The 16,324-nt window shown below is 43.1% G+C and carries 15 protein-coding genes; 3 read left to right on the top strand and 12 right to left on the bottom strand.

What is annotated here, in order from left to right; all coding sequences use genetic code 11:
- Positions 1-17: 17 nt before the first annotated feature.
- From pheS to thrS, 11 genes are all read right to left on the bottom strand, one after another.
- Positions 18-1,001, bottom strand: a complete 984-nt coding sequence (pheS, locus tag NL626_RS01595) for a phenylalanine--tRNA ligase subunit alpha (protein ID WP_253656926.1) — start codon at positions 999-1,001, stop codon at positions 18-20.
- Between the two features lie 191 nt (positions 1,002-1,192).
- On the bottom strand, positions 1,193-2,314 hold the full coding sequence (locus NL626_RS01600; protein ID WP_253657047.1) for a hypothetical protein: 1,122 nt from the start codon (positions 2,312-2,314) through the stop codon (positions 1,193-1,195).
- Positions 2,315-2,378: 64 nt separating this feature from the next.
- Positions 2,379-3,170 (bottom strand): outer membrane lipoprotein-sorting protein, encoded by a 792-nt coding sequence (locus tag NL626_RS01605; protein WP_042521954.1) that lies wholly within the window; start codon positions 3,168-3,170, stop codon positions 2,379-2,381.
- 18 nt (positions 3,171-3,188) lie between these two features.
- A complete protein-coding gene (locus NL626_RS01610) occupies positions 3,189-5,567 on the bottom strand; it encodes an RND family transporter (protein ID WP_253656927.1) in 2,379 nt (792 codons plus the stop codon).
- Between the two features lie 249 nt (positions 5,568-5,816).
- Positions 5,817-6,605, bottom strand: a complete 789-nt coding sequence (locus NL626_RS01615) for a TetR/AcrR family transcriptional regulator (protein WP_005377913.1) — start codon at positions 6,603-6,605, stop codon at positions 5,817-5,819.
- Positions 6,606-7,053: 448 nt separating this feature from the next.
- Positions 7,054-7,863, bottom strand: a complete 810-nt coding sequence (locus tag NL626_RS01620) for a helix-turn-helix domain-containing protein (RefSeq protein WP_253656928.1) — start codon at positions 7,861-7,863, stop codon at positions 7,054-7,056.
- A 366-nt stretch (positions 7,864-8,229) separates the two neighbouring features.
- Positions 8,230-8,547, bottom strand: a complete 318-nt coding sequence (locus tag NL626_RS01625) for a heavy metal-binding domain-containing protein (protein ID WP_005377919.1) — start codon at positions 8,545-8,547, stop codon at positions 8,230-8,232.
- Positions 8,548-8,664: 117 nt separating this feature from the next.
- A complete protein-coding gene (gene rplT / locus NL626_RS01630; RefSeq protein ID WP_004727974.1) occupies positions 8,665-9,018 on the bottom strand; it encodes a 50S ribosomal protein L20 in 354 nt (117 codons plus the stop codon).
- 40 nt (positions 9,019-9,058) lie between these two features.
- Positions 9,059-9,253, bottom strand: a complete 195-nt coding sequence (gene rpmI, locus NL626_RS01635) for a 50S ribosomal protein L35 (protein ID WP_005377932.1) — start codon at positions 9,251-9,253, stop codon at positions 9,059-9,061.
- Positions 9,254-9,373: 120 nt separating this feature from the next.
- Positions 9,374-9,925, bottom strand: a complete 552-nt coding sequence (infC, locus tag NL626_RS01640) for a translation initiation factor IF-3 (RefSeq protein WP_080276913.1) — start codon at positions 9,923-9,925, stop codon at positions 9,374-9,376.
- 3 nt (positions 9,926-9,928) lie between these two features.
- Positions 9,929-11,857: a threonine--tRNA ligase gene (gene thrS / locus NL626_RS01645; RefSeq protein WP_005395892.1), complete on the bottom strand. Its 1,929-nt coding sequence runs from the start codon at positions 11,855-11,857 to the stop codon at positions 9,929-9,931.
- Positions 11,858-12,259: 402 nt separating this feature from the next.
- On the opposite strand from thrS, the gene NL626_RS01650 reads away from it, so the two are divergent.
- Entirely contained in the window at positions 12,260-13,237 is a 978-nt protein-coding gene (locus tag NL626_RS01650; protein WP_005377942.1) for a DUF3187 family protein, read from the top strand.
- Between the two features lie 6 nt (positions 13,238-13,243).
- Here the strand turns inward: NL626_RS01650 and NL626_RS01655 are convergent, their stop codons facing one another.
- Positions 13,244-13,987 carry a sporulation protein gene (locus tag NL626_RS01655; RefSeq protein ID WP_005377943.1) on the bottom strand — a complete coding sequence of 248 codons (744 nt, stop codon included), beginning with the start codon at positions 13,985-13,987 and terminating at the stop codon, positions 13,244-13,246.
- A gap of 248 nt (positions 13,988-14,235) precedes the next feature.
- Here NL626_RS01655 and hutC point away from each other — a divergent pair, with 248 nt between their 5' ends.
- Positions 14,236-14,943, top strand: a complete 708-nt coding sequence (gene hutC / locus NL626_RS01660) for a histidine utilization repressor (RefSeq protein ID WP_005385493.1) — start codon at positions 14,236-14,238, stop codon at positions 14,941-14,943.
- Between the two features lie 129 nt (positions 14,944-15,072).
- Positions 15,073-16,323, top strand: a complete 1,251-nt coding sequence (gene hutI, locus NL626_RS01665; RefSeq protein WP_054577915.1) for an imidazolonepropionase — start codon at positions 15,073-15,075, stop codon at positions 16,321-16,323.
- Position 16,324: the final 1 nt, after the last annotated feature.

Genomic DNA, 16,324 nt, shown 5'->3' on the forward strand with positions numbered 1-16,324 from the left:
TTGATGAACCCTCTGGATTACTTGAACTGTTTTAGGAAACGAAGATCGTTCTCGAAGAACGCACGTAGGTCGTTCACGCCGTAACGAAGCATTGTTAGACGCTCAACACCCATACCGAATGCGAAACCAGAGTATTTTTCAGGATCGATACCTACGCTACGTAGCACGTTCGGGTGAACCATACCGCAGCCTAGTACTTCTAACCATTTACCGTTTTTGCCTTTCACGTCTACTTCAGCTGAAGGCTCAGTGAATGGGAAGTAAGATGGACGGAAACGTACTTCTACTTCTTCTTCGAAGAAGTTACATAGGAAATCGTGCAGGATGCCTTTCAGCTGAGCAAAGTTTACGTTCTCATCAACCAGCATGCCTTCCACTTGGTGGAACATTGGCGTGTGAGTTTGGTCATAGTCGTTACGGTATACACGGCCTGGTGCGATGAAACGGAATGGTGGTTTACCATTTTCCATCGTACGGATCTGTACGCCTGACGTATGAGTACGAAGCATCAAGTCTGGGTTGAAGAAGAAAGTATCGTGGTCAGTACGCGCTGGGTGATCAGCTGCGATGTTTAGCGCATCGAAGTTGTGGAATGCATCTTCGATCTCTGGTCCAGCCTCGGTGTTAAAACCAAGTTCGCCAAAGAACTTCTCAATACGCTCTACAGTACGAGTTACTGGGTGTAAACCACCGTTTTCAATACGACGACCTGGTAGTGTTACGTCGATTGTTTCTGCTGCTAGTTTTGCTTCAAGCTCAGCACGTTGTAGTGCATCTTTACGAGCTACGATAGCTTGCTGAACTACGCCTTTCGCTTTATTGATCTCTTGACCAGTTTCACGGCGTTCTTCTGGTGGTAGTTTGCCTAGGCTTTGAAGTTGAGCAGTTAGCTCACCTTTTTTACCCAGATACTGAACACGCACTTCATCAAGTGCGACTAGCGATTCGGCAGCTTCAATTGCAGTGCTCGCGCTAGCAATGATCTCTTCTAGATGTTGCATCGTTTCCTCATCTACCTGTAGGTAGTGTCCATAAGGGAGTGATTGGTTTTTTGATAGCTGTACATAGTAGCCAAACCGGGCACCAATGCCAAATTGAATTACGAAAAGAAGAGGTTATTGAATAAAAAGAGCACAAAAACGTCAAAAATGTCATCTTTAGTTAATCTGCCGTTTAGTTGTGCCCTTTTGTTTTAGAAATAGTATTGAATAGATAGCTCGATAAAATCGTCATCTCTAGCGAAGTAGAGCAAATCATTTGGTGTTTCATTTTTAAACAACCAAGCATCAATTTGCCACTTAACGTGATTCGATATTCGGCTCGATGCTTCTAACTTAGCATTGTAAACATCATCGTTATCTAAATCCTTCGTAATTCCCGTCAATACTTCCGTTCCGTCCTCATCATTGAGCGCCCAACGAATACCTGCAAACACATCATTTTGACCGATAGTTTGTGCGTTGTTCCCACGACTGTCATAGAGGTACTCACCAATAACCCCCACATCCCAAACCGTGTCAAATGCACCGACGAAGGTATACTCAAAGCCCGTCACAAGACCGACATGATTATCAGCACTATCTCGATAAATACTTTCCAGTTTCCATAACCAATCGCCAACGATTCCTTGCACATCCAGACCGACATGACTCATCAGAGCGTAGTAAGGCTTTAATTCTCCGTACTCTAAACGAAAGTAAGGATCCCGGTTTGTTCCATATAAATAGCTTAGGCCTACGTCCCAATCGCCAAGCATTTTCGAATATCGAAAAGCCACATCTACGTGCTTCTCTTCTCTGCTTGATTCATAGATAGCATCATCAGAGACAACGGGTTCGGTTCGCAAGCGGCCATCTGTACCCGCAAACGTTCGTTCCCTAAAGTAAGGTAACAACATTGCGTGGACGGTGCCCCAGTCTTTGAAAGAGGTAAAATGTAACATCGGCTGACCGAGTTTATCTTCACCATCGACGGCTTCAATGGCATCTGTTTGGTTTACTACATCAACTAAATGGGCTGATTCAGTCACTCCCCAAAAGACCTTACTAATCCCAACTCGAAGCTCATAATCATCCCAATAACTCAGATAAAGTGCCTCTCGTATGTCGCCATGACTTCGCTCATCGTCTAGACCATCCAGACGATAGAAAGGTGTGAAAGTAAAGTTTGCATCACCATTTTGTATCTCCCAGTAAAATTCTGGCTGCAAAACCAATGACGTTTGCGCTTTGCTCTGACCCTGAGAGCCCGTTTCAAAAAACTGACGATGCTCAATATTGACTTGTCCTGCAAGCTCGACGGCAGTCAGAGGCATCGAGTAAAAAAAGGCTGCTGCACTAAGCAACAACCCAACATTTAATCGCTTCATTTTTCCTCCACTACCTCACTCGCTTCAACACATTCTTATGAAAGTCATTGTCTTGTAATCCAGTGTTAAAACGCATTTCGCTAGTCGTTAGCTCAGTACTTTTTCCTGTTTGATGGTTTGTCATCGCCATAGTGTGCGCTCGCCAATATTGGTTGAGATATTGCTTGTAATCGGAAAAAGAAAGCGTTTTTAACAAAGAGCCTTTGCGGTCGTAAAACTCAACTTTAAGTGGACGATAATGCGCTTTATCTAACCACACCGTTTGCTTGGTATAACCTGAGTTCTTATCGGTCGGAATTTGCTCTACGACGAAAACATCTTGCCCGTTTATGCTGTCATCTTTTAGGTAGTTGAAACGGTATTTTTCAATCTCAAAGGAACTGAGATCCTCATACGCGAATTCACTGCCCATAAAAGGACCTGATTTGTTACGCGAGGAAATACGTTTCACACGTTTCAGTGCAGGAAGGTAAAGCCATTGGTCATCGGCACCCACCGTATGAGAATGGTTGAGAAACGCCGTGCCTTTTACATCTCTCGGTTCATCAAATATCGTGAGCCCTTTGTCACCATCGCCATCAACTTCAAGTGATTGTAAGCGCATTAAACGTGTGCTGCTTTCTCCTTGCGCGTTTCGCAGAATCATTTGCATCGTAGCAACAGAATCCCCCCACCCTTCATCACGGGCTTTGCGCTCTTGAGCAATCTCTAATCCTTTCGCTTCATCCGCTAACACCGCATGACTCATAAAAAGCGAGACAGAAAGTGCAGATACTTTTAAGGCATTTTTTACTAAATTCATGTTCAATCCTTTGATTCGTTATGACTGAGTAACAGCCGTGGTTTGAGAGTCAGTTGATTTAAGCTTGTTTCGGCGGTCCACCTCGTCGTAGACGCCTTTGTCAAACAACATCAGTAGAGTCGGTAGAAAGATGAAATCCACAACAAGGGCAATAAAGATGACAATGGCACTCAACTGTCCCATATCGGCATTTAAACGGAAGCTCGACATCGCCAGAACAGAGAAACCAGCAACAAGCACGACCGTCGTAATCCAGAGTGCGCGCCCCACGGTACGAAAGGCGTAGCGAACCGCTTGCTCCGCGCTGTGGCCATCTTTACGAGCGTGTTGATATTTAGAAAGAAAGTGAACGGCGTCATCGACAACAACACCAAGCGTTAATGTCACAACGACAGACAATCCCAAGTTAATCTCGCCAGAAACCAGCGCCCAAATACCAAAACCAATAAGCGCAGGAGCAATATTCGGGACAAGACTAATTAAGCCAAGCTTGAACGAACGCAAGGCAAAGATCAGTAATGCAGAGATTAAGACAAGAGTAATGGGCAAGGTTGACAGCATGCTGGCCATATTCGTTTCACCAATATGCGCAAACATCAGTGAAGGACTAGACGCAACAACATCATATTGAGGCGCGTTTTCGTTAAACCATTGGTAAATGCGATTTTCCAAATCAACAAGCTCGACGCTGCCCAAGTTCTCCACGGTGAGAACCATCTTGATCGACGACTTATCTACATTGATTTGGTTGTTCAAATCTAAACCATACGGTAGTGACATTTCATAAAGCAGCAGATATTGAGCCGCTAATTCTCTGTCTTGAGGGAGCGAGTAATAAGCCTGATCATCTCCATGCATGTTCTTGTTTAGGCGCTTATAAACATCGCTCAAGGTCGCAACATGGTCTGTTTCTGGCTGCAACCTTAGCCAGTCAGTAAATTTACCCACGGAATTGAGAAAATTAGGATCGGCAATGCCCTGCGATTCGTTAGTTTTTATCGCGATACTGATGTTCGCCATGCCACTGATTCGCTCTTCCATAAAATCAGCCGCTCGGCGAAATTCATTGCTATGGCCAAAGTACTCGACGGATTCATCATTGACTTTGTTCAGCGGAATCAAGCTCGCACTCGCGACAATAACAAGCACCGACAACGGCAATAACGCATGTCGCTTTGACACCACGAAATCTCCTAAATGATCCATAAAGTGCTTTCTTTCATCAGAAGTATCCGACTTCACCGTAACCGGAAGGATATTAAGCAAGGCGGGAAGTAACGTGATGGAAAGGAAACAAGCAACCATGACGCCAAGGGCTGATAGGTTGCCGAAATCTCTCAGGATTGGAGAATCCGACATATTCATCATTAAAAAGCCGATCGCGGTGGTAATGGAGGTAATCAAGATAGGCATGAAATTGAGCGCAATACTTCGCTCAATAGAGTGGGCTTTACTAAAGCCGTTTTGCATAGACTGACGCATTGTCGCGATGATGTGTACACAGTCTGCGACGGCAAGCGTCATCACCAAGGTAGGCACATTAACGGTCGCCGTGCTTAAGAACATACCAGCCCATCCTGACAAGCCCATTGTAACCATAACCGAGCCGATAATAACGATGAGCGTCGCGATGACGCTAAGCAATGAGCGCAACATGATGGTCAGAAACACCAATATCACTAGTAACATAGTTGGCACTAATGTTGCGCTATCATCTTGGGCTTCGGTCATAAACGCGTAGTTCATTGCAATAATACCAGCCTTGTGGAATTCCGTGTCTGGGTACACTTGCTGATAACGCACAATCATTCCGTTTATGTAAGCAACCACCTCTTGTACTTCAGCAGTTTTATCTATTTCAGGGAGTTGGACCGTAATGTTTACGACCGTGACATCTCCTTTTTCAGAAATCAGTGAACTTTTCAAAACCGGCTCACTCAACGCAATACTTTTGACTTTCTCTATTCGTTGAGGTGTCAATTCATATTCGCTATACAGTAAATCTTCGACAAGAAGATCATCTTCAAACGCTTCGGTATGCTGGTAGTTGGCGAGGGAATCAACGCGGGTGGAGTATGGAACTTGCCACGCCTCGTCAGTGATCTGCTGAATAAGAGATAATGTGCTAGGAGTAAAAACAGTGCCGCTCTTTGGCGCTATAACCAAAGCAAGACTGTCAGATTTTGCAAAGGTGGTTTGAATTTCATCAAACGCAAGTAACTGCTCATTTGTTCCATCAAAGAAGATGTCGTAATCTCCTCTAAAGTAAAGATTTTTTCCTCCAATGGTTGCTATGACAATCAATAAAACGGTAGCAAGCATCACCAATACACTGTAATTCGTTGGTAGCTTACCCCACCCTGAACGGGCGTATTGTTGAACGTTGTGATATGGCATCACACTCTCCTTTTGTGACGTTTCGTCAAATTTAAAAACTAAAAAAACAGCAAATGCTGTAAATAACCAGACAAACTCGACATGCAAACTTTAGATCGAATGAATTTGGCTACATAAGTTAGTTTTTAGTAACTTCCTATGCTTCTCGTGATCATTGGCTGAACGCCAACCTTCGAGATTTAATGACGATTCGTCACAATAGTGCGATAAAAAAGCCAACCATAACGTCAGATTGGCCTTTCCAGTTTATCAGCGATTCACTGACTCTAAATAAGCAAGCTCTTCACTAAATAACTCCTGCTCCACTCGACGCCAGGTTTTACGGTAGTCCCATTCTGTAGATAAAGGCGACCAACCTAAACCATCAAGTAACATATTCGCGTTGTGCAGTACTGAGAATGGGTCTTGAATTCGCTGAATACATCGACTGTTCGATGCATTTTGCGCCAAAGCGTTTGAACCGAATGCAATAGACCAGTTGGCGAATACAATAGCATCAGAACCAATTGCGGGAGAAAACTTAAGATCACCACATTCTACCGCATTGTTCACCAGCGCATCAGCACCATCTATTACTTGTTCTTCCAAGTTATTCAGTTCATTCACACGTTTAGGCGAAGCCTTTTCTAGAACCCAAGGCGTCTTTGCAACAATCGCACAAGTTGATAGTACTGGCTCCATACGAGCGTAAATACGATAACCTACATGCATCGCAATGATTTTTTCTCTGGTATTGCCATTAAATTTGGCGGTACGTTCGAAAAATATTGCTTCGCTTTTCAGCGAATGAATACAAAGCGCAAGAATCACATCTTCTTTGCTGCAAAAATGATTGTAGATCGTCCCTTTAGAATAAGGGCTTGACGCTGTAAGCTTGTCCATCGTTAAGTTGGCAAAGCCTTGCTCTTGAACTAAAGACTTAGCCAATTGAATAAGCTCTATCTCACGATCAGCAATCGCCTGTTGCTTTTTTGTTAGCCCTGAAGACACACGACATCCGTCTTGCTTGCTATATTTTTTACAGCGAAAGTTAAACATAATCCTTTGATCCGTATACCAACACACTCCCAATAATTGTAACACGATTCTTTAATACAGGAACGCAACTAAAGTTGACGAACCGTCATAAATGACACTTCGTCATAATAGATCAAAAAACAAACATTTCAAGTATGAATTTATAATTAGAAGATAAATAGCTACCAATTATGCATACCCAAGTAGCTACAGGATGCTTGGTTCAACGAGAATGGTTTCTTTGTAGAGGAAGCGAGAGAGGCTTTGGGAGGAACAACGAAGGAAATCAGCATGTTAAAAATAACGAAAGTAGATGCTGAACAGGTATTATTCGAAACAAGCCCAAAACACTTTAAGTCTGAATTAAGAGCAAACACCGCTGAATGCCCTACTTACAAAGTATTTGCTGTCTTAGGCTTTTTCTTTTGCAACGCCCTTTCAGAAACTCTCTTCAAAAAAGGCTCAAAATCTATATCGATAGGCTTGGCTTATCACCTGCAGCTGCGATGGCATAACGAATATCATCAATAAATCGCCCCTCTGTCTCAATAATGCCGTCAGAGAATGTGACTGGCTGATGTGGCCCAGCAAGTAGAACAATATTAGTAAAATCAGAGACATTAAAGTTCTCTGCTACAACATTTTTGGAATGAAAATCGATGACGGTCTTTGCGACTTGCTCTTCCAGTAACAAAAGCTGTTCTTCGGTAATTTTCATACGCGCCAAAGCAACGCGAACACACTTATCGTGGGTAGTCGTCTGCTCTTTTATGATTTCTGTATATTTGTCGTTGAGCTTGGAGTTCTCTGCATAGCTATAATATAAAGGCCCGTGCAGCGTTATATTTTTATCTTCATCAACGTAAACGAGATCCAACAACTCTAATGCTTTTAAGTAATCAGACATGCTCTGCTCAGACAAGTCATACTTTTTCTTTAAAATAGAATAACCATCTTTACCTCGTAGCATTCTCAATTCACGATAAAAGTCGTAAAGGTGAGGGAATTGAAAGAATACCTCATCCTGCGTACGACTAAAGTAATCCTCGTCTTCACCTTGCAATTGATTTGCGAGCTTTTGTAGTTCATCTAACGTGCAATCAACCGCTCTACAATATTCCAGCAACTTATCTAAAGCGAGATTCGTGCTTGTAAGATGTCTCTTAAAGGTAGACAGTGGCATACCCATTTTCTCAGATAGCTCTCGATATGTTAGCCCTTTTGTTTTAATCGCTTGGCGTAATGCGGCTAGCAAGTATTCGGGAGTCAGATCTCTCATCTACAATTCCTTTTGGCAATGTTACAGCTGTATAGTATTTGTAACAATTTAGAACCGCTTGGCAAGGTATAAGTTCATATTTTTATAAGAAAAACATGAATTAATATACTGAAAGGAGAATTCACACAACAAATGAAAAATTCAATATGAATTCAATTTCATTATAGGTATAAAATAATATGCAAAATAAAAGTAAAGCAATCACTCTAAATTATCGTGATTAATTTTAATAGTAACGTAAAGTTGAGAATATAAACCTATTCGCTCTACAAAAATCTAGAATAATTAACCTAAAAGGAACAGAACGGTAAATGCATAATAATTCACCGCTCTCTATTAGCATTTTTGCAATGCTATTCAAGTAGACTAGTCCGCCAGTTTCACTGCAGTACCAAATGCCAAAATTTCCGAAGAACCATCTACGATTGAGCTTGTGGTAAATCGAATCCCTACAATTGCATCGGCACCTTTAGATTCAGCGTCCGCCACCATGCGCTGTATAGCAATATCACGCGCGTCGGTCATCATTTCCGTGTAACCACGAATTTCGCCGCCAACAATGCTCTTGATACCCGCCATGAGGTCACGGCCAATATGCTTTGATTGAACAACATTACCAGTTACAACCCCTCTGATTTCAGAGATCTGCTTGCCAGGAATGCTTTCGGTCGTTGTGTAGATCATTTTTTAATCCCTTATAAACGTAAAAATTTATAGCCAAGCTAAAAGTCATTTGGGTATAAATTTTAGCAATAAAAAAGGAGAGCTAATGCTCTCCTTCTCTTAATCCTAAACTGCTAATTAAAGAGCAGCTTTCGCTTTTTCAACTAGAACTGCAAATGCAGCTTTGTCGAATACTGCGATGTCCGCAAGGATCTTACGGTCGATCTCGATAGATGCTTTCTTAAGACCGTTGATGAAACGGCTGTAAGATAGACCATTTTGACGAGATGCCGCATTGATACGTGCAATCCATAGTTGACGGAATTGACGTTTCTTAGCGCGACGGTCACGGTAAGCGTATTGACCAGCTTTAGTAACTGCTTGGAAAGCTACGCGGTAAACACGTGAACGCGCACCGTAGTAACCTTTAGCTTGTTTTAGAACTTTCTTATGACGTGCACGAGCTTGTACACCACGTTTTACGCGAGGCATTATGCTTCTCCTAAACTAAACGATTGATAACTAAAAAGAATTAAGCGTATGGCAACATACGGATTACTGCAGCCACTTCACATTTTGGAAGGATTGCATTCGGACGTAGTTGACGCTTGTTCTTAGTAGTACGCTTAGTCAGGATGTGACGTTTTGTAGCGTGCTTGTACTTAATACCACCAGCAGTTTTCTTAAAACGCTTAGCAGCACCTTTGTTGGTTTTCATCTTAGGCATGATGAATAACTCCGCATTGAGTAGGTTTAATAAACAACGTAATTAGGGCGAACAAAACCCAGCCATATGCCTTTATATAAAGGAAAGCGGCTAGGTTTTAATTACTTGATGAGCCGTTAATTACTTCTTTTTAGGGGCTAGCACCATGATCATCTGGCGACCTTCAATCTTCTTAGGGAAAGATTCAACTACAGCAATTTCTGCAGTATCTTCCTTAAGACGATTTAGAACGTCAACACCGATGTCTTGGTGTGCCATCTCTCGGCCACGGAAGCGAATTGTTACTTTCACTTTGTTGCCTTCTTCAAGGAAACGCGTCAGGTTGCGTAGTTTTACCTGATAGTCTCCAATATCAGTTCCAGGACGGAATTTTACTTCCTTGATCTGGACCTGCTTTTGCTTCTTCTTCTGCTCTTTAGCAGTTTTGCTCTTCTCGAAGAGGAACTTACCATAGTCCATCACACGACAAACAGGTGGCTCGGCGTTAGGACTGATCTCAACGAGATCCATACCAGCTTCTTCAGCAGCTGCAATGGCTTCTTGAATCGATACAACACCAACTGATTCACCGTCAGCGCCTGTTAGTCGAACTTCACGAATACCACGAATTTCACCGTTGATACGGTGCGGGTTTTGTTTTACCGGCTGTTGGCCACGTCTTCCGCCTTTAATAGCTTATTCCTCCAGATTGAGCTTACGGCTAGAGATCTCGTCTTGGATGTATGCAATAAAATCATCCACTTTAAATTTACCAAGATCTTTACCTTTACGAGTACGCACTGCAATTTCGCCAGCTTCCATTTCTTGGTCACCAACAACAAGCATATACGGTACACGCTTCAAAGTATGTTCGCGGATTTTAAAGCCAATCTTCTCATTTCTCAAGTCCGCTTTAGCTCTAATTCCACTTTTTTGTAGTTTTTGTACTATTTCTTGAACATAACCTGACTGTTTATCAGTAATGTTCATAAGAACTGCTTGTTCTGGCGCCAACCAAGTAGGGAAGAAACCAGCATATTCTTCGATAAGGATACCGATGAAGCGCTCTAGTGAACCTAGAATCGCACGGTGAATCATTACCGGTACAAGACGTTCGTTATTTTCACCTACATAAGTAGCGCCTAGGCGACCTGGTAGGTTGAAGTCTAGCTGGACAGTACCACACTGCCACGCACGGTCTAAACAATCGTATAGTGTGAATTCAATCTTAGGTCCGTAGAACGCACCCTCGCCTTCTTGAATTTCGTATGGAATGTCCATCGATTCAAGAGACTGCTTCAATGCTTCTTCAGATTGATCCCAGATTTCATCTGAACCTACACGTTTCTCTGGACGAGTAGACAGTTTCACTACGATGTTGTCGAAACCAAATGTTTGGTACGTATCGTACACCATCTTGATACAGTTTGTTACTTCTTCTTGGATTTGGCTCTCAGTACAGAAAATGTGAGCGTCATCCTGAGTAAAGCCACGTACACGCATAATACCGTGTAGTGCACCAGATGGTTCGTTACGGTGACATGAGCCAAACTCAGCCATACGTAGCGGTAGGTCGCGGTACGATTTTAGACCTTGGTTGAAGATCTGTACGTGACCTGGACAGTTCATTGGCTTAATTGCGTATTCACGGTTCTCAGAAGAAGTTGTGAACATTGCATCAGCGTATTTATCCCAGTGACCTGAGCGTTCCCAAAGAACACGGTCCATCATAAGTGGACCTTTCACTTCTTGGTAACCGTACTCATCTAGCTTAGCGCGGATGAATACTTCTAGATCACGGAAGATAGACCAACCATTGTGATGCCAGAACACCATACCCGGTGCTTCTTGCTGCATGTGGAATAGGTCTAGTTGTTTACCAATCTTACGGTGATCACGCTTCGCCGCTTCTTCTAGGCGAGTTAGGTGCGCTTTCAGTGCTTTCTTGTCGTGGAAAGCCGTACCGTAGATACGTTGAAGCATTTTGTTGTCGCTGTTACCACGCCAGTAAGCACCTGCAACATTCAGCAAAGTGAAGTGTTGACAGAAGCTCATGTTAGGAACATGAGGACCACGACACATGTCGATGTATTCTTCATGGTGGTAAAGGCCTGGACGATCATCACGAGATACGTTTTCGTCAAGGATTTCCACTTTGTATGGTTCGCCACGTGATTCAAACGTATCACGCGCTTCCTGCCAGCTTACTTTTTTCTTAACCACTTCGTACTTGGTTTTCGCTAGCTCTTTCATACGCTTTTCAATCTTTTCAAGATCTTCTTGCGTTAGAGATTCGTCTAGGTCGATATCGTAGTAGAAGCCATTGTCGATGGTTGGACCGATCGCCATTTTAGCTTGAGGGTAAAGCTGCTTAAGAGCGTGACCAAGAAGGTGAGCACAAGAGTGACGAACGATTTCTAGACCGTCTACTTCATCTTTAACTGTGATGATTTCAAGGCTTGCGTCTTCTTCAATTAGGTCACACGCATCAACGCGGTTACCGTTTACACGACCAGCGATAGTTGCTTTGGCAAGACCGGGACCGATCGATTGCGCAACTTCCATAGTAGATACTGGGTTGTCAAATTGACGCTGACTGCCGTCAGGAAGAGTAATAATAGGCATGCTATGTCCTTTACAGTGGTGTTGCACACCAAGCAACACATGTTATTCAAATTAGAAGCTATTTGTTGAAAATAGTTGAGAGTCAATAAAGGCCTCTCGGTAACACGAATACCGGACCGTTATCGAAAATGGGATTGTACCTAGCTCACATTTAGAATGCAAAGCGCGATTTTGTTTTGTCATAAGAACTTAACCGCAGACCCATCACGGCAATCTGATCATGCTTTTTAAGAGACCGCATAACTTGTAAACGGAATTGCCCCTCAATGAACTTACACAACAAATTACAATATCGCCTATTACGTTTGAACCGATACAAAGCCTAACACGCTTGGCGAGAGCTCAACGTGCGATTTAGGTATATAGTTGTTTTATAGAGTAGTTTGTATGTAGGTATTCATCATGGTCTATTTCAAATCGCGCTTTATGGTGCTTCTAAGCACCTCGATATGTTCTTTGCAAGCCTTCGCATCAAATGACTTATATGGCCCGCTGCGTTCTTACGCACAATCCCCAATGCAAGTGGTTAGTCACACCAACATACTACGTTCAGGGCACAGTCTGCCCTCTGGTTTTGTCGAAGCCTATGGTTCGGGAACCGTGGCAAGTGTTTGGGCTCATACTGATGAATACGCACTGGATTATTACCACAATCAAATCGAATTAGGCAGCAAATGGCAAGTCAGCAACCGTTGGCAGTGGGAGCTCAACTATCGATGGGTCTTTGCCGCTGACAACCATTTAGATGGACTGACGAAAAGCTTCCATAAACTTTTCGGTATCGGACAAAATGGGCGGGATAAAGTAGACAGAGATCGTTTTTACATTTCAATGCCGCAATATGATGTGCTTGAAGATGATTTCGAAGGACAAACACTGGCCAATAACCTATCTACTTACTTACAGTATCAAGTGTTCCAAAATGAACATCACGGCCTATCGATTGGCGGCAGTTTGTATTTTAACGATGTGGCTCACGGCACTTTTCAAGGTAGCAGTTTCGAGCAAGGCTTCCAATTAAACTACAGCTACTTAAGTGATGCTCATGCATTTTATTCGATGATTGGCATGACTTTTCGATCGGATGACCGTGCCTTGCTCGATCTGCCCTATCGACATAATACGATTGCCATTGCGGGTGGGTACCGTTATGCCTTAGAAGATAACCATCACCTGATGTTGGAATATCATTGGTATCAAGGCTCAACAGAAGGGCCCACAGAGTTTGCTGATGCCTCTAATGAACTGGTATTGGGCTATCGATATCTAATGGAAAATTCAGCGCTTGAGTTTTTAGCCGTAGAGAACGCAAGAAACATGGATAACAGTACCGATATCGCTTTCACAATAGGATATCGGTACATATTTTCATCAAGTTGATGAGAGCTATAGATTTAGCGTTGGTGTAACTGCGGCAGCGACTTGAGCATCGGTTGCATTGATCGGCAACGTAAACGAGCGATATTGGTCACCAGCCAAGCTGAGCGAACGGTCAATCTCTGCCAAACAATGCATGACCTGCCCTTCCAGAATAAAAGAGAGCTCAATTTCTTTTGATGAGATAAAGCCGCTGTTACGGAACTCTAGCTCTTGATAAATACCAGAGCGAGAGGCAAACGAGCCACCGCGCAAAAAGCCTTTTTCAACATCGGCTTTAACCATAGTGAAACCAGCTTGCTCGATCGCTTGAATAACCCGAGATGCTACTGGTAAAGGCTTCACTTCAATATAGTCACGGTCACGCGGATCAATTGCAAAATCAATATCTAACGTCGTCTCGACCCAAACATGACATTGATTCTTAAGTGCGCTAACCGCAGTAATTGGTGTTTCATCATGCAGTTTTAGCTCAAACGGAACCTGCTTTTCTTCATTAGGTTGAATCACAAAAGGGTCAACTGCTTTCAATTGATCAATAGTGAAGGTTTGGTAACTTACGCTATCATCCACTTCGACTTTCATTTCCGTGTTCAATTTAATCGTAATAGCATCAATTTGTTGTTCGACGTCTCCGCCTTTGATATGAACATGCCCTTTCAGCGTCGCTCCTTGAAACACGCTCATTTCGTCCAAAATAGTATCTACTTTTGCAGAGCCGATCCCCAGTGATGCTTTCAATTTTTTAAACATACTTTTCCTTTTTTAGCGATTTTTCTTCTAATAATCGTTTGTTTACACAATTGTTTTCTGCTGTGCAAGCAATAGACCACAAGAAAATGTTTGAATTCAATCATCAATCCAAATAATGCTCAGCAGCAAGAGTCATTCAGCTCTGCAATAGGATTGCTCGGTCACTAAGCGGTACATTCGTCGAGAAATGTTTGCAATTTGTACCTAAATTAAGCAGTATTTGTATAGTCAAATAAAGGGAGATCATTATGTCTGCACCACTCTACATTCAAATTAAACAATTTATCCTGGATAAAATTGATGCTGGAGAGTGGGTAGTTGGTCATCGCATCGCCACCGAGATTGAGCTTACCGAGCAATTTGGTGTCAGTAGAATGACAGTGAACAAAGCAATTCGGGATTTAGTAAATGAGGGCCGATTACAACGTCGCCCACGCTTAGGCACGTTCGTGTGTGATCCTGGTGAAAAGTCAGAATCTCCCCTGCTAGACATTCGAAACATTGCCGAAGAAGTCAGCGATAGAGGGCGAAAGTATGGCAGTAAAGTGCTCAAACAGATTGCCATAAAAGCAGATGACAACATTGCGACAAAACTCGGCGTTATGCTAGGCACGACAGTGTTTTACAGTGAAATTATTCACTATGAAGACCAAACGCCGATTCAATTGGAGCTCCGCTGGGTGAATAGCCAATATGCCCCGAGTTATTTAAATCAAGACTTCACACAAATCACTCCAAATCAATACCTGTCAGATAATTGCCCACTCAGCGCGATAGAACATACTGTAGAGGCAATTGTGCCTGAAAGCCGTATTAAGCAAGACTTAAAAATGCAAGCCAATGAACCTTGCCTTCTCTTGAATCGCAGAACGTGGAGCCAAGATAAGTTAGTCAGTACCGCCCTACTTTATCACCCTGGTAACAAATATAAGCTGAGCTCAAAAGTGCTCATTTAAGGACAAGATTTATCCTCTAGTTCTACGTTTTGATCACATTTTAGCAACATCAATCTTGTCAGTGTTCTTATTTTGCTCTATTTATTTGTATATACATTTAATGATACAAATAAACACAGGGACACAAACATGGATTTGCTGATTGAAAACGCACGTCTAGTTACCATGCAATCGGGAGAATGCGGATACCTTCCAACGCCTCCAGCGCGCATTGGTATTCAATCTGGAAAAATCGTTGCGATCAGTACTTGTGCCATTGGTGAAGACGCACCGCAAACCGAGTCTCTGCTGTCTGCCCAACATTACCCTCAGAGTATCGACCTTCAAGGCAAGTTAGTTCTGCCAGGTTTGATCGACTGCCACACTCATCTTATTTACGCGGGCAATCGTGCCAACGAATTTGAAATGCGCTTAAACGGCGTGCCATATCAAGAAATTTCCAAACAAGGCGGTGGAATACTTTCAACGGTGCATGCGACGCGTTCAGCAACCGAAGCGCAATTAGTTGAGTTAGCGTTGCCACGTTTAGACGGGCTACTCGCGAGCGGCGTCACTTCTGTCGAAGTGAAGTCAGGCTACGGATTGACACTGAATGATGAAGTAAAAATGCTCCGTGCAGCCAAAATGCTGGAACAAGAGCGCAAAGTTAAAATCACCACTACACTTCTCGCCGCTCACGCCATTCCGCCAGAGTTCCAGGGTCGTGCAGATGATTATATTGAGCACATTTGTCAGGACATAATCCCTGTTGTCGCAAAGGAAGAATTAGCTACGAGTGTCGATGTTTTTTGTGAATCGATTGGTTTCAATCTTGAACAAACAGAAAAAGTGTTTGTAGCTGCAAAACGCCACGGCTTAAAGGTTAAAGGGCATACTGAGCAACTTTCTAATCTCGGTGGTACAGCCCTCACTGCGCAATACAACGGTCTGTCAGCGGATCACATCGAGTTTTTAGATGAGCAAGGTGTTAAAGCACTTGCTCGATCAAACACCGTCGCCACTCTATTGCCTGGCGCTTTTTATTTTCTAAGAGAAACTCAGTTACCACCGATTGAGTTGTTGAGAGAGCATAACGTGCCGATGGCAATTGCTACGGACGTCAACCCAGGTACATCACCATTTTCTGATCTCACACTCATGCTGAATATGGCGTGCACACTATTTCGCCTTACACCGCAAGAAGCACTGCGTGGTGTAACGCAACATGCAGCCAAAGCTCTGGGTTATCAAAACTCACGTGGCGAAATCAAAGTAGGGTTTGATGCGGACTTCTCTATATGGGATATCGAAAGCCCTGCGGATTTAAGCTATCAAGTCGGAGCAAAACGTCTGGTAGGTCGTATAGTAAATGGTGAATACATTTCACACGGAGGCCAATAAT

This window comes from Vibrio sp. Y58_MX_L22 (assembly GCF_024181865.1).
Lineage (GTDB): Bacteria > Pseudomonadota > Gammaproteobacteria > Enterobacterales > Vibrionaceae > Vibrio > Vibrio alginolyticus.